Here is a 21661-nt window from a genome sequence, read left to right as displayed (position 1 = left end):
CTTTTATTTAAAGATTAAGATCACATTATGATACCAATCATTCCAGAAGAAAAATGGCTTAATTTTTTGAAGGATCATCCCCTTTGGATTCCTCCTAATTCTAAAACTATTATACTAGCCCCTCATCCTGATGATGAAACATTAGGCGCTGGTGGATTAATTGTTGATTTAAGAAAAAAAAACATAGACGTAATTATTATTGCTGTGACTGATGGAGAAAACGCTTATAAAGATATGACAGGGCTTCGGCAAATTCGACAAAAAGAACAAGAAAAAGCACTGCAAAAACTCGGTATTGCTAAAAGCAACATCATAAGACTTCAACTGGAAGATAGCGCCGTCCATTTAGCAGAAAATCAGTTAGAACATTCCCTTTTACCTTTTATTAATAGCCATACAAACTTAATAGCTCCCTGGATTGGTGATTTTCATTCTGATCATGAAGCGGCTGGCAGAGTAGCCGTAAAAATTGCAAATTATCTTAAAATAAATCTAATCTTTTATTTTTTTTGGACGTGGCATCGATCCACAATTTCGGCAATCAGTCATTTGCCTTTAAGCATTTATCCACTTTGTGCTAATACACTGAATTTAAAAAAAATGGCAATAGCTTGCTATAGCTCGCAACAGAGATACCCTGCCAACAATTCGATTTTAACGAAAAAATTACTCAAACCAGCTGAGCGCCAATTCGAGGTTTTTTTAAACTATAAAAATCTATATTAGGGATAGTTTATTTAATTACATGGAAAAAAAATGATAAAAAATAATTGGCATATTTCAGTCTTAATCCCGGCATGCAATGAAGAAGAACTACTTGCTCGTTGCTTAAATTCAATTTTGAACGCTAAAGCTGAGCTTCCGCCTTACTGCACTGCCGATATTGTCTTAGCGGTTAATGCCTCTACTGATCAAACAATTCGACTTGGAAGAGCCCTTTTAGGCACAAAGGGCCTCGTCTTAGATCTGAACGAGCCTAATGTTGGTCATGCTAGAAAAATGGCTGCTAATGCCGCTTTACAACGCTATAAAGGCCCACTACATCGGTGTTGGCTAGCGAACACCGATGCTGACTGTGAAGTACCTATAAATTGGCTCTTGTATCAGCTCATAGTAGCCAACTCGGATGTCCAGGGCATTGCTGGAATTGTAAAAGTGGATTCATTTTGTGAGCATGAAATCACTGTGTCTTCAAAATTCTTAGAGAGTTATTTAATCAATCCAGATGGCACCCATCCTCATGTTCATGGAGCGAATCTAGGGGTTCGGGCTGATGCTTATAAACGTGTAGGTGGATGGAAAGAATTAACGACGGCAGAGGATCATGATTTATGGAATCGAATGACATCCTTTAACATCCCTAAAATTTCGGATGCGAATTTGTTTGTTTACACTAGCGGCCGCAGAAATGGACGGGCGCCCCATGGATTTGCAGACACATTGACTGCGTTCAATAAAAACCTTAAAACAAACTAATGCGAGTTTTTTACTTAAAGCCAAAAACTCGAAAATGGCTTTAATGAGGATGAATATTTCTTTTTGATAAAAGGCTTTTAATATCATTTATTGTTGGGTACTCGTCTTGATTATTCATGGATTGAAATTTTTTAAAATATTTTTTTGCTAATTCTTTTCCTAATTCCACTCCCCACTGATCAAAAGGATTAATATTCCAAATCACACTTTGTACGAACACCTTGTGCTCGTAAATGGCTAATAATTCCCCCAACCCTTTGGGAGAGAGGTTTTCTAAAAGAATCATTGTCGACGGGCGGTTGCCAGGATACACTCGATGGGGCAACAAACGATTAATTTCTTCAACTGAAGAATTTTCATTCCACATCTCCTGATACACTTCTTCTTTTGTTTTACCCTGCATTAACGCTTGGGCTTGAGCCAGAGCATTGGCCAAGACATATTGGGTGTGAGCAAGATCTTGATGTTCTAAATAAATGGGAACAATAAAATCGATAGGAACAAATAATTTGCCCTGATGCAATAATTGGAAAAAGGCATGCTGTCCATTGGAGCCAAGCTCACCCCATATAATATTACCCGTAAGATAATCTATTTCCTGAGCATCTTTATTAACGGATTTTCCCAAACTTTCCATACTTAATTGTTGGAGATAAGCGGGAAGATGTTGCAAGTAACTATGATAGGGAAGAATAGCTCTTGTCTGCGTGTGCCAGAACTCAATATAAAATAAATCGACTAATGCTAAGATAAACGGAATATTTTTTATTAAATCAGTCTCTTTAAAATGTTCATCAGCCTCATTCCCTCCACTTAAAAATTGCTGAAAATGGGTAAATCCTATGGCTAATGCCGAGACTAATCCTGCCGACGACCAAACCGAATATCGTCCCCCAACGAAATGCCAAAATTGAAATTGATTTTTTTTAGGAATTCCAAACGCATCCATTGCACTCAGGTTTGCAGAAACACCAACCACATGATTTTCAAACGGAGAGCGGCCAGTGCTATTAATAAACCACTTAATTAAGCTATTGGCATTTAGAAGGGTTTCCTGGGTAGAGAACGTTTTTGAGACGACAATAAATAAGGTGGTTTCTGGGTTTAATTTATTCATTAATTCATTGGCGTGGAGACCATCACCATTCGATACAAAATGGATGTTGAGACGAGTACGGTAATGGGCTAAGGCTTCGGTTAGAAGTAAAGGGCCTAGATCAGATCCTCCAATTCCGATATTAACGACGTCCGTAATGGCCTTATTGGAAAATCCTTGCCAATCTCCGTCGATTACTTGGTTTACAAAAAGTTTCATGCGTTCAAGTTCAAATTTAATATCATCCATTACGTCATGACCATCGATGATAATTTTTTTATTCCCTTGATAACGTAATGCGGTATGCAGCCCAAGCACCTTTTCTCCATACAGCGGTTTACCTTTAAATAAATCGTGTATTCGATTGGGAACACTATAAACTTCACCTAAATTGGCAAATAATCTTAATGTATCTAAAGTAAGGAAATTCTTTGAAAAATCAAACAGTAAATTTCCCAGCTGAAAACTCAATTGTTCAAATCGTGCTGGATTTGATTGAAATAAATCATTAAGGTGTATTTTCCTAAAAAACGCAGCTTTGGATTCTAGCTCATTCCATATTTTTTTCCTGAACATGTCCATAAAATACCCCTAGATTGTCCTTTAGTTTTTTTTCAATTTCCTTATTCTTATTACAGTAGAAACTTACTATTTTTTGCGGCTCAAGTTGGATAAATTCATTATTGAAAAATAGATTTGCCTCCTCATTGTTTTTTTCCAATAATTTCAAATGAAAGACATCATTAAATATTTCAATAAGATATAGGTTATTCTTGAAAATAAATTTAAAACTGACTCGCTTCACCCAGGAAGGAATAGAAGGATTGACATTCAATTTATTCTCTTGAACTGTTATACCAGCAAAAGTTTTAAACAGCATTGAAGTGGTACCTACCATAACACCAAGATGTATTCCTTCTTCGGTAGTTCCCCCTTGAGTATCCTGAATATCGCTGATGAGAGCCTCGTGAAATAAATGTTGACTTGCCTCTGAATCTAATTCAGAAAGAATGCTAGCGAAGGTGATTTTACTTAAAGTAGATCCATGGGAGGTTCTTGCTAGATAATAAGCAATGGTATTTGCTTTGATATTCAAATTATAGGGATAGGATAATTGATTTAAAATTCGCTCAATCTCTGCGTCCTTCAAAAGATAAAAAAGCATTAAAGTATCAGGTTGTTTGGCAATTTGAAATTCACTGGGATTTTTATTTTCTGCTTTTAGAATCCTGTCTAGCCGTTCAATGCGCCCATATTTTTCTTGATATAATTTCCAATTAAATTCTTTTAGTTCTTCGTACCCTTCGAATTGATTAAGAATTTTATTATGAAACGGGACGTACATTCTATGAGTAATGTCTTTCCAGCGATTGATCTCATCCATGCTGATTTCAAGCGTTTCAAAATAGTACTGGATTCTCTTAGGGCTTAATATTTCTATTAACTTGAGCGCCTTTTCTAAAACCCAAACGGCTAGAATATTGGTATAAGCATTATTATTCACTCCTGGTTTATTGGAGTCCGGATAATTTTCATGATATTCATCAGGGCCCATGACATTTCTAATTTCGTAACGCTCTCGGTTATAATCAAGAGATGCCAAACTTGAAATTAATTTAGCAATTTCAAATAGAATTTCAGCACCGTAATGGCATAGAAAATTAACGTCCTGCGTTGCCTCATAATAAGCCCAAATATTATAAGCGATTGCTAAATTGACATGTCTCTGATACTGGCTTTTATCAGGGCCCCATTTTGAAGATTGAGGGTTTAAATGGTATTGCTGCGTTTCTTCTTCCCCGTTACTTCCGCTTTGCCAAGGAAACATGGCTCCTTTATACCCATTTTTTTTAGCTAATTCCCGGGCAGAACTCAAACGATGATAGCGGTACATTAACATCGACCGGGCAATGTCAGGAAAATGAAAAATATAAAAAGGTAAAACAAAAATTTCATCCCAAAATACATGACCACGATAGGCTTCGCCATGCAAGCCTCGCGCAGGAACACCATAATCAATAGTTGTACTGTGAGGCGATAACGTTTGAAGGCTATGAAATAGATGTAGCCTTATTAATTTTTGAATATCACCACTCGTGTCAATTTCCATGTCAGAGATGTACCAAAGGTATTTCCATGCTGATATATGATTTTTTAAAATTTTAATAAAATTTTTGTGCCTTTTTATTGTTTTTTTTGCCTCATAAAGCGTTTCAAATAAAGCAACATCTTTTGCGGTATATATACTTACCGTTTTATTAATCCTTACTTTTTCAAGTTTTTTTAAATTAATGCAAAAATCTTGATGAATATTTTCTTTTTCTTCTAAAATCGTTTTTTGGGGCTTAATTTTATTTTTGGAATGAAATTCAGTATGAACAGCTTCAGCTATTTCAATATGTGAGGAATTCGTCCTTACATGCATGTATAATCCATCTTCATTAAATGATCCTTTTTGCAGCACTTCAAGATGATGATTTTTTAAATCTTTATACCGTGCAACCCCCTTATTAATCACATTTCCTAAGAGGGACGAACGGAGTGTTATTTTTCCTTCCCAGTTAGTTGAAATAATCGAATAACTCAATCCCCCTAAATGAGGATTATGTTGACTTACAAAACGTATTGAATTAATAATGAAAATTCTTCCTTTAAGATCCATGAATTTTAAACTGCGTTTCATCAATCCCTTTTTTAGATGTAGCATCGCTCTGTAAGATAGTATTTTTACTTTTGTAATATCGAACCATTCCTCCTCAATTTTAAAATTAACAGGTAACCAATTAGGCAAATTAACTAGATCTTCATTCGTTAATTTTTTACTACAGATAGTGCTTGAAAGGCGATTATAGACACCGCCTAAATAGGTTCCTGGATAATGAATTGGAGCAATCCCATCCTCATGAGCCCCTCGAGTTGCAAAATAACCATTTCCCAGAGTAAAAATGGTTTCTCTCAATTTTTGCGATGAACTATTAAAGTCTCTGTAACTAATTATCCAATTATTCATTTTTATTCCTTTAGTTCATTTAATTGATCGAGAAAAAATTTGACATGATTTGGTGACTCTAAAAAGTAGCGTGCGTGGGTGTTAGCGTTTGCACCCACTTTGATTGTAATGCCATTTAAATTGAAGAGTTGGAAAGCATCTTCATCAGTTACATCATCTCCAATATAAATTGGGATTACGTTTGCATTATCTTTTTTAATCCATTTTAAAAAATTTAAAGAGGCTATTCCCTTATTCCAGGAAATTTTTGGTCGAATTTCTATTACTTTTTTTCCTTCATGTCGCGATAATTTTGGATAATCTTGAAGAAGTAAATCGATTGACGAAGAAATGAATTGATGTTGATTTTCGTTAACTAAGCGGTAATGAACAGATAAAGTGAATTTTTTATTTTCTATCATACAACCTCTGATATCTTTTAAAATCGCGTCTATTTTCTCAAAAAAGGATTGAATGTCTCCAAGATGCTCTTGACCCATCTCGAACGGGAAACTTAAATGTTGAGGGCCATCAAATTCGTACCCATGATTTCCTGCATAATACAGATCCGCAACTCCAATTTTTTCTTTTAGATTCTCTAATTGACGACCACTAATAACAAGGGTTAAATAATTTTTACAGAGCTCGATAAGTGATTTTTTCATTTCAGGGGATAAATGAGCATCTTGTGGTCTATCCACAATCGGCGTTAAGGTTCCATCGTAATCTAAAAAAACAACCACTTCTCTTTGTTGATTAAGCGCCGAAGAAATGATAGGCAATGAGTATAATGCAGTGATTGTTGTCGGCTTGCCTTCAAGAAAGACTTCATAAAGATTTACTTGCGTCTTGGATAAATCCGTTAAAATATAATCGGGATTGTATTGGCTAAACTCTGTAAAAAGTTTATTTTCACGATCCAGTGCTACGACAAGACCAAATCTTCCCTCTTTTGCTGCACTAACACCCGCCAAAGCATCTTCAACCACCATGCATTCATCGGGTAACAAATTTAATTGGTTGGCTGCTTCCAAAAATATTGCAGGGTTTGGTTTTCCTGGAATGTTTTTTTCCTCCGCTGTTTTACCATCAACACAGACAGGAAATAAATTAATAATTCCAGCACGTTCTAATATTTTTCGACAATTTTTACTGGAAGAAATTATCGCAATTTTATAATTTAAATCGGATATATATTTAATAAATTCAATACAATCAGGAAAAACCTGAACTTTATCTTCAGCGATGATTGAAAGCAGAAGATTATTTTTTTTCATGCAAATTGAATTAATACAATCTGTTAAATTATTATAATAATTTCTTATTTTATATTCATCTATCTTATATGCATTAAAAAAATTTTTTACACCATTTTCTCTTGAAACACCATCAAAATAAAAAAGATAGTCTCGATGAGAAAAATCAATGTTTGTTTCATTTATTTGTCGTAGAAATTGATCGAGAATTATTTTCCATGCTTTAAAGTGTAAATCTGTTGTTTGAGTTACTACTCCATCCATATCGAATATAATTCCCTTTATTTTCATATCCATTCCCTTGATTAAATTACTTATGGATAAGCATAGTATATTTGGCTGAATTTTTCCTAACTTACATCTATCAAGATGAAAGAATTAACCGTTGGGCTGAAGGAATTTGAGATTTAATTAATACATTTTTATATTAAATTTTTAATAAATTAATAAGATAAATGCGTTATTTAAATGCCAATTTTGCTTTAATTTATGCAGTAATTCATTTAGAGGATTTATGGATATCAATAGAGTGACACCCGTTAGCAACAAGATTTGAATGCGAGTAAGTAAATATAGTTGTCCAGCTACTTATCACTGTCGTGATTTAATGTTTTGCTTTTAAATTTTTTCCATTCTTTATCTTTTTTGAATACGAATAAAGCGATTTGTTCAATGAAATAATCTATATCATCAATACTTGCCCATTTGCAATATTCCTTTATCATGAAGAATAGTTTTTGATCAATTTCAAGATTTAATTTTACCTTCTTTTGCTTATGTTGTTCTTTTAGGAGGGCCATAATATATCCAATCCTTGATTTTTTTTTATTTTATCAAAAAATTTCTAAATAGAAATAAATTTCTATTGATATAGGCTAAAGCGCACTCTCCTATGACTAAGGGCAACCTTAGTTTTCTTATGGTATTCCCTAATATCCCCCGCTCTCCCAAGTTTATATATTAGATGATTAATCACTAAAGGGAGATTAGGATGCCACTCATTAAAAGTAACTTTAACAAAAGAAAGATTACCATCCATGCCCAAATTGACTCTGAAATACTCAAACAAATTTATTCTTACTGCAAATGGGCTAATATAAAAAGCATTGATATTTTTTTTGAAGAATCCATAAAGTTTATTTTAGAAAAAAAAAATTAAAGTAGTACAATAGTCAGACGCTTTCTCATTTCTAACTTACCGCAACGAAACAATGAAGGTTTTATTAACCGCATTGTTTCGTAAAGGTATTTATCAAGCGTATTGTGTATTTATTTGCTTTTGAAATAAATAAGCACCATTGACCGAGAGTATTTCATGGACACCACATTAGGCCTATTTGGAATAATGTCTGCTTCACGGTTTAACAGCGACTCACTTCCTTTTAAAGTCTCATCAATGAGATGATCGAGGTTTTTTATGTGCCATTCAATTTTCAAATTGAAAATGGGCTCATTAATAATTTTCGTCCTGTCTAATGAAAATACTGAAAGAAACTTATCATTGGCAAAAAGGATTTGCTTATCTTTATTGATAATAACAACCAAATCATCAAGAGCATTCAGTAACGCGTACTCAGTATTTTTTAACCCTTTCAACTCCTCTTCAAGGGCAGCAAGACGATTTTCAGCCATTTTTTGAGAGTGAATATTGATAAAGGTAAGGACTACCCCATCAATTACATTATTTATAGTTCTGTAGGGGATGATTCGAACCACACACCAGTGATCGCTTTTATCCTGAACTTCAGTGGATTTAGGTTTTAGGGTATGCAGCACTTCTCTCGCATCATGCAATAAATTGTCATATTGAAGATTGGAAACAATGTGTGAGATTGGTCGTCCCACATCCGATAGAATTAAATTAATAATTTCTGTCGCTTTAGGAGTGAAGCGCTTAATGCATAATCTTTATCTAAAAATATTGTGGCTATTTCAGAATTATCGAGTAGATTTTTTATATCATCATTCGCGCACTCGATAGCTGTTCGATACGGCTTTCCAATTCGGCATTAACTGTAGTTAGCTCTTCATTGAGGGATTGTAATTCTTCTTTCGACGTTTCGATTTCTTCATTGCTGGATTTTAATTCCTCATTGGAAGTTCCTAACTCTTCAATGGTGGTTTGTAGGCTTTCTTTAGTAAATTTTAGCTCCTCACTTAATTGTGAGTTTTTTTTCTTCAGTATAGATGATTGTGAAAATAAAAATCCTTATAAAATGAAAAGGAAATGGTTAGTGTTTTCTTTAGGGCAATATCAGGAAAACCTTAGTAGCGGCTAATTTTTAATTTTGTTACTCTTACTATCAGGCATGCCGTCTCATGTCAGAAAATGAAAATTTAGGATGAAGCAAATATTAGTTAGGGAAGATTATATGGAAACAAAAATTTGTGGGATCGTAAAATGGTTTAGAGACGATAAAGGATTTGGATTCATAGAGAGTAACGGCACCGATTATTTTGTGCACTTTAAAGGAATTCTAGGGGAGGGTTTTAAAAGTTTGCCTAGAGGGGCAAGCGTGCGTTTCAAAGCTTTGAAAGGCAAAAAAGGACCACTTGCTGAGGAAGTCGAGCTCATTAACTTATAACTGACGTGGTATTTGATTGCTTTCAGATAACCGTTTTTTGAATAGGCTAGTTATTTACCTTTTCCCCAAATAACTAGCCCAATTCAAGGAAAGCCAATTTCTTCAATTTTTCCTAAATCTTCTAAATTGGATGATTTAACATCTTTTCCGATCACATCATCAGTTCTTACTACATTTTCAGAGTGATTTTCCATTGCTTTATTCTCCTTCTCTTGAAAGTTATTCTTATTAAACTATTACTTATATTGTTATTAAAATATATTAATGTTTACCTTGGAAATTAAAGGAAAACCTTAGTATAAATTTTTATAAATACGCATTTACAGATAGATGCACTATTCAATTAGATGTGATGACTTTTGATTCGCTGAATATCGTAAAAGGGAAAATTAAAATTTTTTTCGTTAAAGCAAAGGCTTATTTATCCAAAATTTTGCACACTTCTTCCAATAAAATTTCAATGTTTAACGGCTTGGGTAAAAACACTTTAGCCCCCTCATTCATTACCTGTTTTTTTGTTTCTTCAGAGACATACCCACTGATTAAAATAATGTCTAGAGCGCTATTTTTTTGCTTTAGTGTTTTAATAAGTTCAAGTCCATTAAGCGAAGGCATAAAAAGGTCAACAATTAAGCATCCTTTTTCCTCTTTTGAATATTCCTCTAAAAAGCGTATTGGATCTTGATAGATCTGCGTTTTAAAATTCATTGATTCAAACAAAAAACAAATGGCATTACAAACGGATTGATTATCATCAAGGATATATATTTTTTTTTTCATAATATTGACTTAAATTTTAAAAGGTTCGGTTGCTAAACCTTATGCTCTAATTGCCATTTTGAGTATAATGCTCAATAGGCATCATAAAGTAAAAAACTGCACCTTTGCAATTTTTTATAAATCGAAGATGTCCACCGTATCTTTCTATTAATGAGCGACAAATACCTAGTCCAATGCCAGTTCCTTGAGTTTTAGTGGTGAAATAAGAGTTTAAGACAATATTCTTATATTGATGAGGTATGCCAGGGCCATTATCCTTGACCTTAACGACAACAAAGTTTCTCAGTTTCCGGCTTTTAATGATGATTGTAGAATCAGGCTTTGAGACGGTTTGCAACGCTTCCATGCTATTTCTAGCTAAATTCAAAATGATTTGCATCAAATGAATTTTATTGGCGACAATGGGAGGAGGATTATTCATTAATGCCAACTGAATTTTTATTTTAAAGTCTGATAAATCATAATTTAAAATTTTAATTGCATCCTCAATTAAACCATTTATATTAATTGTTTCCGTTACTAATTTATCTCCTCGCATTAAGCTTTTCATATTATGAATGATATGACCAGCAAGTTCTGCTTGCATAGAAATTTCGTTTAAAGGAAATTTCAATTTTTCGTATTTCTCTTCATTACTAATTGAGGAATTTAATAAATAAGCGCAGCTTTTGGAAAAGGCATTGATGGCCGTTAATGGCTGGCAAATTTCATGCGCTAAAGCAGAGACCATCTCCCCCATAGCAGAAAGTCTGCATGAAAGAGTAATCTGAGACTGCTGGATATGCTGTGTCATTTCTTTTAGCTTGAACTCTGTTAAATCCCTAATATGCACCAACAAAAGATTCTCACAAGCCACATGACCTTTTAGAAAACTCACTACGACTTCATAATAAAAATACACCTCAGGATTATAATTATTATTTTCAATGATGGTGTAGGAGGTTTTTCCCGAAAGTGCGTCGTTGCAAGCATTCATCATTTGTTGCTTTCTATCCGGTAAATTATTAAGACAAATTTCTAAATGACTTCCAGGTCTAGCATAAGCAGTAAAAATCTTAAAAAATAACTTGTAAAAAGGTTGGCTTACTATTTTAAAAACCAGGTTAGTGTCTAATGCGGCTACAGCATCCGTGGTGTATTTTATTATTTGATTAGCTAGGTTTAAATTTTGCTCCAAACAAGAAATAGTACCTTTTTTTTGATGAAGGTCTGTAATATCACTTAAACATAAATGGATGCGTTTGTCTCTGTTTAAAGTGCATTCTAATTGAATGTATTTTCTCTCTCCCCCTTTTAAGAGGAGCTCAATCTCACAGGTCTGCTTAAAACCCATGTTTAAAAGGGATTGTATTGTCCTTCGAAATAATGCTTTTGATGAACCGGCAATCAATTTAAGGAAAGACTTATTTAATAAAAACACCCTTTCTCTACCAAGAAACGATGCTGCACTAAAATTCAATGAATCAATTTTATAATAGGTATCTATTATTAAATACATTAATGGGCTGAAATCATAGAGCTCTTTATATTCAGATTGTCGTTCTAATTCAACTCTGAGCGCTTGAATGATTTCAATTTTTTTTTTAGCTCAAGTTGTTGTGAATTAATGATTAGCTGCAATTCTTTTATTTCATCGTCAACTAGCGTATTTTCTCCCATGATTCATTCCTTAATTACTCTCTGGTAATTTTTATTCCATACTCATTTGAGCTTGTAAATAAGTTTTAATCAGCTGCGCCAGATTTTTGGAGTTCATTTTTTTCATAATATTTGCTCGATGCGCTTCAACGGTTGAAATGGATATACCCAAATCAAAAGCGATTTCTTTGTTAAGTTTTCCTTCTAATAAAAGATTAATAATTTGCTGTTCTCGGTCAGTTAAATTAATCTTAGAACGGGGGGGAAGTAACTCATTATTTCTAAGACTAGATATGGTTTTTTGGACTACTTCTAAAATATATTGTTCATTAATAGGCTTTAGAATAAAGTCTACAGCACCCGCTTTCATAGCTCTTACAGCCATTGGAATGTCGCCATAACCGGTAATAACAATTACAGGCAAATTTATTTTCATTGCGTTAAGTTGATCAAGCAATTCAAGCCCGCTCATTTCAGGCAGGCGAACATCTGTGATTAAACAACCAGGAGTATTAGAAATATTTTCCAAAAAATCCTGAGAGCTTGTGTAGGTTTCCACCTTATAATTTAAAGATTCAAATAAAAAGCGTAACGATTTACACACATCATAATCGTCATCCACAATATAGAGGGTTAGATTATTTAATTTTTGTCCCATACCCGATGTAACTAGCTGATTAATAAGAGCTATATAAATATACTTTTTTAAAACCCGATTCAAGAGTTAATGTACATTTTTTTAATTTTATTTTCCAGAAGTTCGGTATGCTTTTTCACCTCATATAAAGCGTCTATTATTTTATTTTTTTCATAATCTTTTGATTTTAATTGGTTTATACACCCACTGGCATAGGCATTTATAACGGTAAGAGATTGAGTTATTTCATGCATTAACGAAGAAAGGGATTCATTTAAAGACTTGGTATTTCGGAATTTGGTCATAGAGAGCGCTTCAATCAAACAAGGATAGTAGCGGAATTGCTTAGCAATTGGAATAAATATTTAAAGAATAGTTTATTAGGGAAGTAGACTTGTCGATTTAATACAACCGGTAATTGCATAATTATCATTCTAACTATCTATCTAAAGAATAATAAGTGTCAAATTCAAACAGATTTCCACACATCATTCTACCATTGGAGAGATAATACGAAAAGAGAATTTACAATACTTTAAAAGCAACCTACTTCCCAGGGCAATTACGAATTAACCTGTATTTTGGGATTATGAAATCATAGGGCGGCTGAATTTTTGATCAGATTTAATTCATCTAATACCTGATTTTTGCGTTGTTCGCGACAAGTCTTTTCACTAAAAAAAGATAAGCCATCTTTACGAAAAACGCTCTCAATTACATCTAATTTCAAAATACCACCTAAATATTTTAAAATATCGATAAAAAAAGCTGCAATTTTTCCAGTATTCCTGTTATTTAACTCAAATGATTCAACGAGGTAAGTACAGCAGTTAACAAAGCAGCTGCAATCGGTTTCTGTAAAATTTCCATTTAAAATAAATTGGGTGACTCTCATTTCTAATTGATTTGCTAATTGAGCTAGCTTTTTAGCGTCAATTACTCGCCCATTTTCATCTAATTCTATGACATAATTTTGCATTGATGAAATTATGCTTGCTAGTTTTATAATATTCGATTTAAGATAAAGAGGAATCGCTGATACTGATTCAGCAGGTACACCTATTTTGTCTAAATAATCAAATTGCTGTTCTTCAGCTGTAACAACTAATTGATTCGCTGATTGTTTAAGTTTTTGGGTTATATTTTTAGAATTTAATAACTCACCTATATCCCCCTCGAATGCTCTCTCTATAGAGTGGTTGAATGAATTAACAAAATAGTATTCATTTATTAATTTCGACCAAGGTTTTTCTTTATAAAAATAAGGCAATTTTTTTCCTGGAGAATAAAACTGAGCAGCTGTTTCTAATTTGTCCACTGATTCATTGAAATAGCGGATAAATTTTTGTCGATGAGAGATATCCGCCGGAATTTTTTGAATTCTTCGCCGCATTTCTTGAATAAGCCGCCACTCTTGTGCATAGACATTAGAAGCGTCTACTGAACTATATAGTCTCGAGTTTAAGCGTGTTAACTCATCTTCTCCTTTTGGATCTGCAACCCTATTCTCGTTCTCCAACTCTCTTAATACTTTGATACTTTCATGGAGATCTTCAGCTAAATCGCGTACTACAACTGGAAATAGAATCTCAGACGCTCTTCTTGCCCCCGCACTTTTTAGAAGCATAATAATTTCATTGTTTGGGGTAAAATCTTCATGAGTTTTATTAGTATTAAACCAACCTGTATAGGCAACATCAAGCGCAGTTGGTTCATCCCAAGTCCAGTCCACTTTATAATTTACGTCCAATGTACGTACCTCATCGGGATTGCGAAGATTTAATAAAGTACGAACAAGGTGTGCATCATTAGTTAATACGGCCGCAATTAAAGAAGCATCTTCTAATTCGCCAGTAGTGAAGTCATAAGCGCTAGAGCCATTTTTTTTTCGGAGATTTACAACTCGATCCACCAAATAATTTGCTGTGGAAGAAAATATTTTTCCTGCTGCATAGAGGTCAAATATCCGTCTCAAAATCTCAATGAGATTATGATTACTATTTAAATCAATAACTGGATTTCCTGCATCATCTTGGACGTTTAAAAACTCATCGATGATACTACAAGCGATTTCTGGCTTTAAAGTAGAACTATGATAAAGGCAAGATAAAGTATACCATACTCCTGTTTGTGCTCCTGTTAAACCGTTATGCACATTATTGATATCCTCATAAGGTACTCCATTCTCATCTCGATCACTCAGTATTTGTCTAATCTCATTAATATTACCGGCTTCGATTGCTTTACTAATTCGAGTCATTTTTATTGGAAATTTAATATATAAACGTTAGGCTTATTTTGAAATAATAAAGTTAAGCAAAAATTAAGGTTCAAGGAAATTTTGGAATTTGGCTAATTCTTTAATGTGGGATTAGCGGGGACATTTCTACAAAAACTTAGGGTCTCGGTGCATCCGAAATAGAAATTTAAAAATAGTAGTGAAATTTCTCTTAAAATTAAAACCAAAGAGAAATGCACGGGTTTAAGGACATTTAAAAATAAAAAGAATATTAATTGGCTAAGTGAATTAGCCATTTAACCAAAAGCATACAAGCAATACTCCTGATAAACTCATCAATACAAAAGTAAGTATCCCTAAATAATTTGATAATTTTCCATTCTTTTTATTCCCCATAATTGTTTTATTATTCCCGATTAGCAGAATTATTAATAATAATGGAGGAGAAACCAATCCATATAAAATTGCCGAGAAAATGAGAGCCTTTATAGGATTTACATCAAAATAATTTAGTCCCAACCCAATTAAAATAGAAAATATAATGAGCAAATAAAACACTTTTGCTTTTTTAAATTTTTTATCAAGCCCCTCATTTAGCCCAAAAGTAGTGCATACGGTATAAGATAAGCAACCACTTAATACAGGTATAGACAAAAAACCCGTTCCAATGATCCCTAATGAAAATAATAAATACGATAATTTTCCAGCTAAAGGCTCTAAAGCTTTAGCTGCATCCTCGACAGTCGATATAGAAATACCATGATTAAATAAAACGGTTCCCGTGGTTAATATAATAAAATACATCACGATATTTGAAATTAACATGCCTATTCCAACATCTTTTCTAAGGTTATGAAATTCCTCTTTTCTTAACCTAATCTTTTCGAAATTATTACGCTCTGCCGACATTGTAGTTTGCCAAAAGAAAAGATATGGAGAAATAGTTGTTCCCAAAATGGCTACTAATATACTGAGAAAATCTTTATCAAATTTGATGTGGGGAATAAATGTATTTTTTATAATTTCGCTAAAATCTTGCTTCGTAATAAATGGAATAATGATGTACAAAAATAAACTTAAGCATAAGTATTTTAAGATTGAAACAATTTTCTTGTAAGATAAAGCAATCATCGAGACGATTAAAAGAAAACTGAAAAAAATGGAGGCAGCTATTGCTGGAATTGTGGGCAATAAAAGATGAATTACTGCACCCATACTCGCTATATTAGCGCCGATATTAATAATCAGCGCTGGGCCCATTAACAAAACCACTAGAATCAGTATCGATTTTGAATAATGTTTTTTAATATTTGCTACTAAACCATTAGCGGTCACAAGCCCAATCCGCGCACACATTTCCTGAATAGCAAACATAAGAGGAAAAGTAATGAGCGCAGTCCATAATGTGGCTAATCCAAATTGCGCGCCCGCTTGAGAATAAGTTGCAATTCCAGAAGGATCATCATCGCTAGCACCGGTTATTAATCCTGGGCCTAAATTCTTAAAAAATTTTTTTATGGGTAACGTGTTAATTTTTCTTTTCAAGGTATACCCTCGCATAAATGAGATGGATTTCAATTAATTGATATTTTTATTACTCAATTTATACTCCGAGAAGAGATTTATTCCTTGTAGCATAACATTGAATTTGCCGAGTAAACATAGGCATGAGTATAGACTAAATAAGCAACTTCTTTAGCACAACCATGAAAGAATTCATGTTGGATCAATTGAGCCTCATATTCTACTTACATAAAATAATTACCTATAATTTAATATAAAACGTGAGTAAAAATGATAAAAATTTTTAAAAGTTAAAATAATTAAGATTAAATAGAGCAAGTCAAGGAGGATGCCATGCCTAAAATATCTTATCATATTGTTCCAAGATCGAGAGGCGGATGGGATATTAAGCAATCAAATTTTCTTCTACCAATTAAGCATTTTGCAACAAAGGATGAAGCAATAATCGCCGCAACAAAAATGTGTAAAAAGGAGTATGCAACCGTATTCATACACGGCCATAGAGAAGGAATAATTGACTCAAAAATAAACCCTTATTGATTAATTAATCTTAAAAATTAATAAAATTATTTAGCGAAATTCGTTTGTATTTGATTTTTATTTTTATTGAATTTTTGAAAAATGGTTTGGTTTATGCCAAATAAATGAGCATTTTTTCGCCTTTATAATTATTTGTCATAAGCTTGATTATACATTGCCGATTGCTTATTTAACTTTAGCATTTTTTCTTATCCATCTTCAGAGATTCCTAAAAAGGATTTTAGTTCTTGTTTCGTCTTGTCATAACGGGAGGTTTGCCAACTGACTAGCGTTGCATGGCCTACTTTCCGATTAAGACGTGGTGCTTTTTCATAATCATGGTAGTGAAGCCCGGCGTACTTCAAGCAGTTTTGGATGGGCAACATTTCCCCTATAAAATTAAGTAAGAAGCAATTTCCTAAAAAGGAAGTACTTCCTAAAGGAAGATCAAAAATAGCACGTAAATGGTTTTCGAATTGACTTGTCGCCGCACCTTCAATCGTTAAATGTCCGGAATTATGCACTCGCGGGGCAATTTCATTCACCATTAGCTTATGCCCATCATAAAAAAACTCTACAGTGATAACCCCCACGTAATTTAATTCATCTAAAATAGTCTTTGTAATTCTTCTACATTCCTCTTCAAGAATTTCATTTTTAAATGGCGCCTCAGACCATCGCAAAATGCCATTTTTATGATGATTGCGGATTAAAGGATAATATTCGATATTCGATTTTTTATTGCGTACGGCGATAAGCGACACTTCATAGTGAAAAGGAATAAATTTTTCCAAAATCAAAGGTTGCTGTTGTAATTCTTGCCAAGCTAGCGGCAATTCAGAATGATGTCGAATAAGGAATTGGCCTTTTCCATCATATCCCATACGTCTCGTCTTTAATATGGCCGGTAACCCAATCTCCGCAATCGCAGCCTCAAGCTGTTTCATTGTATTTATTTCGGTAAATTCAGCAGTTGCGATACCGAGGGATTTAAGAAAGGATTTTTCAAGATAGCGATCTTGTGAAATTTTTAACGCATGAATAGAAGGATAGACAGGTTTGATGCTATTGATAAACTCTACTGCATCCAGCGGTATGTTTTCCGTTTCAAGCGTCACACAATCCACACTCTCTAAAAATTGCTTCAAAACATTTTTGTCAGAATACTCCCCCCTTAACACTAAAGTTACGTTTTCTGCGCAAGCCTCTTGGTTAGGATCGAGGCAAAGGGTTTTAATTCCTAAAGTATGGGCGCTCATGGACAGCATTCTTGCTAATTGCCCACCACCTAAAATACCTATTTTCATCTTAACTTGTTCCTAATTGGGGTGTATCGGCTTCAAGTACTTTACGTGTTTGCTCTTCACGGTAAGATTTTAACTTGATCTTAATATCTGGGTACTTATTCGCGAGCATTGCAGCGGCTAATAATGCGGCATTAACAGCCCCCGCTTTTCCAATGGCCAAAGTCCCTACGGGTATACCCGATGGCATTTGGACTATAGACAATAGCGAATCTAATCCGTTTAATAATTCTAGCGGAACAGGCACACCCAGTACAGGAAGTATCGTTTTTGAAGCAATCATGCCAGGGAGATGTGCGGCACCACCAGCACCTGCAATAATAATTTCCAAGCCTGATGACTCCGCATTATTTGCATACTCTATCAATCGATCTGGCGTGCGATGAGCAGAAACAATTTTGGTTTCATACTCTATGTTTAAGATCTCGAGTGTCTCAGCTGCATGAGATAATATTCTCCAATCGCTTTTTGACCCCATAATAATACCCACTAAAGCGCTTTTTTTACTCATCGTTGCTCCAAACCCTACGATAGATTAGGGATTACAATAATTACAAAACTCAGGACTGGCATACTCTAAACCATCCTTCCTTGGCTTAGACTCCTCATAACAACATTGTACACAACCATATAATTCGAATTTATAGAGGGAAGTGGGCGAGTCACAACTTTGACATAATAAATTGTCTTGCGTTTTTTTAAAACCAAATCCCGGCGCCCAACAACCCGGGCAGTTAGTTTTGATACGATTCGCTAGTTTAATGGCTAATTCGGATAACACTTTCATCCTTGTGGGATTTAGCATGGCGCGCATATCGGTTGTAAGCAATAAGCGATCTTCCACTTTGTAACCCGATTTTAAACAAGATTGAAGTAGGTGAATGTCATTAATGCCCTTAGCAATGATTTCCTTCGTAGTGGCAGTTTGCATAATCAATGCATGGCCTGGGAAACCCATTTGTCTTAAAAATCCCTCAATATTGGTTGTCGAATCCACGTATATCGAGCTGTAGTTGGTTTTTTCCGTAATTAATTGTTCCGCTATAATCCAATCCTTCGATTTATCCCAAAAAATCATAACTTCATGACCTCCAGGGATAAAAGGAATAAAAGGATGCGGTCCATAACTTCCCTCACTGGCAATGCTTAACTCGTAGCCAAACTTTTCTGCTGCCTCTTTTGCTTTTAAAATGCAGGTCTGATAAGGACCAAGGGGTCTTGGAATCTCACCACTGAATGTGCCATATTTATCCGTATCAAAATCCTTCGTGTTAACTTGGCAATGAAGAACGGATTTAAAAACGGGTTGGATTACCTGCTCTTTAGCATGTTTTGTTGCCAATAAGACTTGCTTATTTTTATACTTGTCCATTTCTCTTATCCTTTTATTAAATGGCTTCCCATGTATTCTTGTCATTAAAGTAATAAGTTGAACGAGTTGTAGGATCGATAACAACCAATGAAACCCAGTGATTAAAAAATAACTTTTTTAAGATGTCGTGTTTCTCGATGATTTGGGTGACTAGATGCTTCGGGGCATAAACAAGGGTTAATAACCTCAAAGGCTCGTGGTAGTTCGTCTTATCATCGCTCTTTACAGACTGGAGAGGTAAACCATGCATCAAATCACTCCCGTTACCCTGCATGACCCCTATTTTACCCATGACATTGTGAGTAATTTTGCTGCCGCTTCCGTAAGTAGTGTTGTCCAGAGTCGAAAAGAGATATTGGTTATTAATCCATTGGGCCACTACCATCGGCGCAGTTAATATCGTTTCAAGGCAATTTCCTTGAGAATCTTCCTGCCAATCATAAGAATGCAAAAAACATCTCCCCTCTAAATCGATATTCTCTGTTATACGACGCGGGCCCACTATAAACGCTGCATTTCGAGCAAGTCCCCATTCTGGTCTTACTTCAGACCAGTCAGAGCTTCTTCTGATGACCTCATTTTCTTTAAAGGTCGATTTCATTAACTTGGCACTCCGTTCAAGAGTTGTCTTTTTTCTTGCCTCAGCAAAGGCAATCTTAAGCTTTCTCAGAATGGCTTGGTGAACAGGCTTTTTCTGGTCGACATAAAGAGTAATTTCATCCGTCGTGGTATTATGGAGACCGGCATAAAACACTGTATCTGCTGGGATGGTTATTCCTCTTTCAGAGAGTCCTGCGCGTATTTCCTCCTTATTGAGTATAGTGGCGAGCAGCTTTGCATTCGAGCCTCCATGATTTCCACCACAAGCACCGCAATCCAAAGCTGAGGCATAGGGATTATTCTGGGTCGTACTGCCATGGCCACAAAAAAGCACCACTTTGGCAAAATTTTTTGTTAACCCCATTAGCCGCAGTATGGTCTCTGCATGGCTCAATTGATCTTCTAAACTCATTCCTCGATCGATTGTTTTTGTCCTTAAAGCAGGTGTCAGCAGCTCATTTACCCAATTGCTTAAGGACTTGTACTGGACAGGTGAAAAGGATTGCATGAACATCGTTAATCCACACCAAGCCCCCAAAAACTCAGCGAACGCAAAGGGCGTTGAAAAATTATATTTCAGTTGGTTATACACAGTAGTTAAGGTGTTTTTAATCTTCTTACCTCGTTGATAACGATCAACGAGGTTTAAATCAGGAACAATAGGCGTCTCATCAATTGTAAATTTCGGTTTCAATAAGACAGGACATAATTCTTTCACTTTTCCAGTGTGGTAATCACAACTCTTAATCGGTAAACCAAAGAAACCGGCAAATCCTAATGTTTCGTAATTCCCCTGCTTTTCGAGAGCACGACGAAAAGGTTCTGAGCGAACATCAATACAAAAAATCAATTGTGCATCTGAGCGTACTTCGTCTTTTTTGTGATTCTTAAGATCATAGAGTATTTTGATTAAAAGATCGTTTCGAAACCATCTCTCCCTCACTTTCATTTCCTTGATTAAGTCATCTGAATGCGATGTCTTGGAATAATTCTTTTTTTCCTTTCCTGCTTCAGGCCAAAGGAGACATGTGATGACCAATCTTACGGCGATAAAATCAACCAAATCATTGGAAAATGGGGATTTTCGCGTAGACCATTCATTCATCCAGTGAATATACCCAGCCCATCCTGGAAGATAATTTAATGTTCTTTCTATAAACGTTTCTTGCTCATGAGACGGTATTCGAAGCTCTTTGAAACAAAAACTAATCGCTTGTTCAGCATTATGAGGTAAATTTGCAAGCCAAGATTTATTGGCTTTGTTTTTCTGATGTAAGGACTGATCGAAGGGGGCAAGGCTTATAAAAGCGCCATAAAACCCTTTTTCTTTATTGGGCATGGCTATAGTGCTTTGCTCTGGATCCAAAAAAGCACTACACCATTTAATCATCTGGCGATTGACTTCTTCCAATTGGGACTGCACTTGCACGGTCTTATTAAACTGACTTTCTAAAATAGCCTCTTCAAAATGAAGGGATTCATACCCATGCAAGGAATTGCAGGCAATGAATGTGTCAAGAGGCCATACCGGCGTCAGCAATTTAGCCGCATTGGCAACCATTGCAGCAATGCTTTTAGGTTGATGATCAAAATTAAAGTTATTTGCCGCGTGTTGAGCATTTGAATCAGATAGGTGACGTTTCATG

At 34.7% G+C, this 21661-nt stretch carries 18 protein-coding genes; 4 read left to right on the top strand and 14 right to left on the bottom strand.

Annotated elements, in window-relative coordinates:
• Positions 1-27: 27 nt before the first annotated feature.
• Together B5D33_RS11645 and B5D33_RS11640 are read left to right on the top strand one after the other, a co-directional pair.
• Positions 28-726: a PIG-L deacetylase family protein gene (locus B5D33_RS11645; RefSeq protein ID WP_058453144.1), complete on the top strand. Its 699-nt coding sequence runs from the start codon at positions 28-30 to the stop codon at positions 724-726.
• A gap of 30 nt (positions 727-756) precedes the next feature.
• Positions 757-1476 carry a glycosyltransferase family 2 protein gene (locus B5D33_RS11640; protein ID WP_058453143.1) on the top strand — a complete coding sequence of 240 codons (720 nt, stop codon included), beginning with the start codon at positions 757-759 and terminating at the stop codon, positions 1474-1476.
• 40 nt (positions 1477-1516) lie between these two features.
• On the opposite strand, the gene pgi is transcribed toward B5D33_RS11640, so the two are convergent.
• The 5 genes from pgi to B5D33_RS16855 all read right to left on the bottom strand — a co-directional run bounded on the left by pgi (position 1517) and on the right by B5D33_RS16855 (position 8662).
• Positions 1517-3154, bottom strand: coding sequence for a glucose-6-phosphate isomerase (pgi, locus tag B5D33_RS11635; RefSeq protein WP_058453142.1), 1638 nt, complete (start codon positions 3152-3154; stop codon positions 1517-1519).
• Complete coding sequence (locus B5D33_RS11630) at positions 3123-5582, bottom strand: glycoside hydrolase family 65 protein (protein WP_058453141.1); 2460 nt, start codon at positions 5580-5582, stop codon at positions 3123-3125. Before B5D33_RS11630 ends, pgi begins: the two co-directional genes overlap by 32 nt.
• Positions 5583-5584: 2 nt before the next feature.
• Positions 5585-7108: a trehalose-phosphatase gene (gene otsB, locus B5D33_RS11625; protein WP_058453140.1), complete on the bottom strand. Its 1524-nt coding sequence runs from the start codon at positions 7106-7108 to the stop codon at positions 5585-5587.
• Between the two features lie 293 nt (positions 7109-7401).
• Entirely contained in the window at positions 7402-7617 is a 216-nt protein-coding gene (locus tag B5D33_RS11620) for a hypothetical protein (protein WP_058453139.1), read from the bottom strand.
• A 469-nt stretch (positions 7618-8086) separates the two neighbouring features.
• Positions 8087-8662 (bottom strand): PAS domain-containing protein, encoded by a 576-nt coding sequence (locus B5D33_RS16855; protein ID WP_058453138.1) that lies wholly within the window; start codon positions 8660-8662, stop codon positions 8087-8089.
• Positions 8663-9189: 527 nt separating this feature from the next.
• On the opposite strand from B5D33_RS16855, the gene B5D33_RS11610 reads away from it, so the two are divergent.
• Entirely contained in the window at positions 9190-9402 is a 213-nt protein-coding gene (locus tag B5D33_RS11610) for a cold-shock protein (RefSeq protein ID WP_058453179.1), read from the top strand.
• A gap of 417 nt (positions 9403-9819) precedes the next feature.
• On the opposite strand, the gene B5D33_RS11605 is transcribed toward B5D33_RS11610, so the two are convergent.
• The 5 genes from B5D33_RS11605 to B5D33_RS11580 all read right to left on the bottom strand — a co-directional run bounded on the left by B5D33_RS11605 (position 9820) and on the right by B5D33_RS11580 (position 16241).
• Complete coding sequence (locus tag B5D33_RS11605) at positions 9820-10182, bottom strand: response regulator transcription factor (RefSeq protein WP_058453137.1); 363 nt, start codon at positions 10180-10182, stop codon at positions 9820-9822.
• Positions 10183-10228: 46 nt separating this feature from the next.
• Positions 10229-11641, bottom strand: a complete 1413-nt coding sequence (locus B5D33_RS11600; protein WP_160158651.1) for a PAS domain-containing sensor histidine kinase — start codon at positions 11639-11641, stop codon at positions 10229-10231.
• Positions 11642-11872: 231 nt separating this feature from the next.
• Positions 11873-12478: a response regulator transcription factor gene (locus tag B5D33_RS11595; RefSeq protein ID WP_058453178.1), complete on the bottom strand. Its 606-nt coding sequence runs from the start codon at positions 12476-12478 to the stop codon at positions 11873-11875.
• A 574-nt stretch (positions 12479-13052) separates the two neighbouring features.
• Positions 13053-14717, bottom strand: a complete 1665-nt coding sequence (locus B5D33_RS11585; protein ID WP_058453134.1) for a hypothetical protein — start codon at positions 14715-14717, stop codon at positions 13053-13055.
• A gap of 267 nt (positions 14718-14984) precedes the next feature.
• Positions 14985-16241, bottom strand: coding sequence for an NRAMP family divalent metal transporter (locus B5D33_RS11580; protein ID WP_202972392.1), 1257 nt, complete (start codon positions 16239-16241; stop codon positions 14985-14987).
• 312 nt (positions 16242-16553) lie between these two features.
• Here B5D33_RS11580 and B5D33_RS11575 point away from each other — a divergent pair, with 312 nt between their 5' ends.
• Positions 16554-16760 (top strand): DUF2188 domain-containing protein, encoded by a 207-nt coding sequence (locus tag B5D33_RS11575; protein ID WP_058453132.1) that lies wholly within the window; start codon positions 16554-16556, stop codon positions 16758-16760.
• A 188-nt stretch (positions 16761-16948) separates the two neighbouring features.
• On the opposite strand, the gene B5D33_RS11570 is transcribed toward B5D33_RS11575, so the two are convergent.
• From B5D33_RS11570 to B5D33_RS11555, 4 genes are read right to left on the bottom strand one after another with little or no spacing between them, the layout of a single operon-like run.
• On the bottom strand, positions 16949-18046 hold the full coding sequence (locus B5D33_RS11570; RefSeq protein WP_058453131.1) for a 5-(carboxyamino)imidazole ribonucleotide synthase: 1098 nt from the start codon (positions 18044-18046) through the stop codon (positions 16949-16951).
• A gap of 1 nt (position 18047) precedes the next feature.
• Positions 18048-18554 (bottom strand): 5-(carboxyamino)imidazole ribonucleotide mutase, encoded by a 507-nt coding sequence (gene purE, locus B5D33_RS11565; protein WP_058453130.1) that lies wholly within the window; start codon positions 18552-18554, stop codon positions 18048-18050.
• A 24-nt stretch (positions 18555-18578) separates the two neighbouring features.
• A complete protein-coding gene (locus B5D33_RS11560; protein WP_058453129.1) occupies positions 18579-19415 on the bottom strand; it encodes a DUF6671 family protein in 837 nt (278 codons plus the stop codon).
• 16 nt (positions 19416-19431) lie between these two features.
• On the bottom strand, positions 19432-21660 hold the full coding sequence (locus tag B5D33_RS11555; RefSeq protein WP_058453128.1) for a DUF2309 domain-containing protein: 2229 nt from the start codon (positions 21658-21660) through the stop codon (positions 19432-19434).
• Position 21661: the final 1 nt, after the last annotated feature.

The sequence above is a fragment of the Legionella maceachernii genome (genome assembly GCF_900167045.1).
In the GTDB taxonomy this organism is placed as follows: Bacteria; Pseudomonadota; Gammaproteobacteria; order Legionellales; family Legionellaceae; genus Tatlockia; species Tatlockia maceachernii.
Note: the sequence above shows the minus strand (reverse complement) of the source record. Positions and strands in the feature narration are given on the sequence as shown.

Excerpts from the sequence above, each read along its gene's own strand:
- B5D33_RS11570 (WP_058453131.1), bottom strand. The coding sequence starts at position 18,046 with ATGAAAATAGGTATTTTAGGTGGTGGGCAATTAGCAAGAATGCTGTCC.
- B5D33_RS11605 (WP_058453137.1), bottom strand. The coding sequence starts at position 10,182 with ATGAAAAAAAAAATATATATCCTTGATGATAATCAATCCGTTTGTAAT.
- B5D33_RS11560 (WP_058453129.1), bottom strand. The coding sequence starts at position 19,415 with ATGGACAAGTATAAAAATAAGCAAGTCTTATTGGCAACAAAACATGCT.
- B5D33_RS11645 (WP_058453144.1), top strand. The coding sequence starts at position 28 with ATGATACCAATCATTCCAGAAGAAAAATGGCTTAATTTTTTGAAGGAT.
- B5D33_RS11630 (WP_058453141.1), bottom strand. The coding sequence starts at position 5,582 with ATGAATAATTGGATAATTAGTTACAGAGACTTTAATAGTTCATCGCAA.
- B5D33_RS11610 (WP_058453179.1), top strand. The coding sequence starts at position 9,190 with ATGGAAACAAAAATTTGTGGGATCGTAAAATGGTTTAGAGACGATAAA.
- B5D33_RS11595 (WP_058453178.1), bottom strand. The coding sequence starts at position 12,478 with ATGGGACAAAAATTAAATAATCTAACCCTCTATATTGTGGATGACGAT.
- B5D33_RS11585 (WP_058453134.1), bottom strand. The coding sequence starts at position 14,717 with ATGACTCGAATTAGTAAAGCAATCGAAGCCGGTAATATTAATGAGATT.
- B5D33_RS11620 (WP_058453139.1), bottom strand. The coding sequence starts at position 7,617 with ATGGCCCTCCTAAAAGAACAACATAAGCAAAAGAAGGTAAAATTAAAT.
- purE (WP_058453130.1), bottom strand. The coding sequence starts at position 18,554 with ATGAGTAAAAAAAGCGCTTTAGTGGGTATTATTATGGGGTCAAAAAGC.
- B5D33_RS11640 (WP_058453143.1), top strand. The coding sequence starts at position 757 with ATGATAAAAAATAATTGGCATATTTCAGTCTTAATCCCGGCATGCAAT.
- B5D33_RS11575 (WP_058453132.1), top strand. The coding sequence starts at position 16,554 with ATGCCTAAAATATCTTATCATATTGTTCCAAGATCGAGAGGCGGATGG.
- otsB (WP_058453140.1), bottom strand. The coding sequence starts at position 7,108 with ATGAAAATAAAGGGAATTATATTCGATATGGATGGAGTAGTAACTCAA.
- pgi (WP_058453142.1), bottom strand. The coding sequence starts at position 3,154 with ATGGACATGTTCAGGAAAAAAATATGGAATGAGCTAGAATCCAAAGCT.
- B5D33_RS11555 (WP_058453128.1), bottom strand. The coding sequence starts at position 21,660 with ATGAAACGTCACCTATCTGATTCAAATGCTCAACACGCGGCAAATAAC.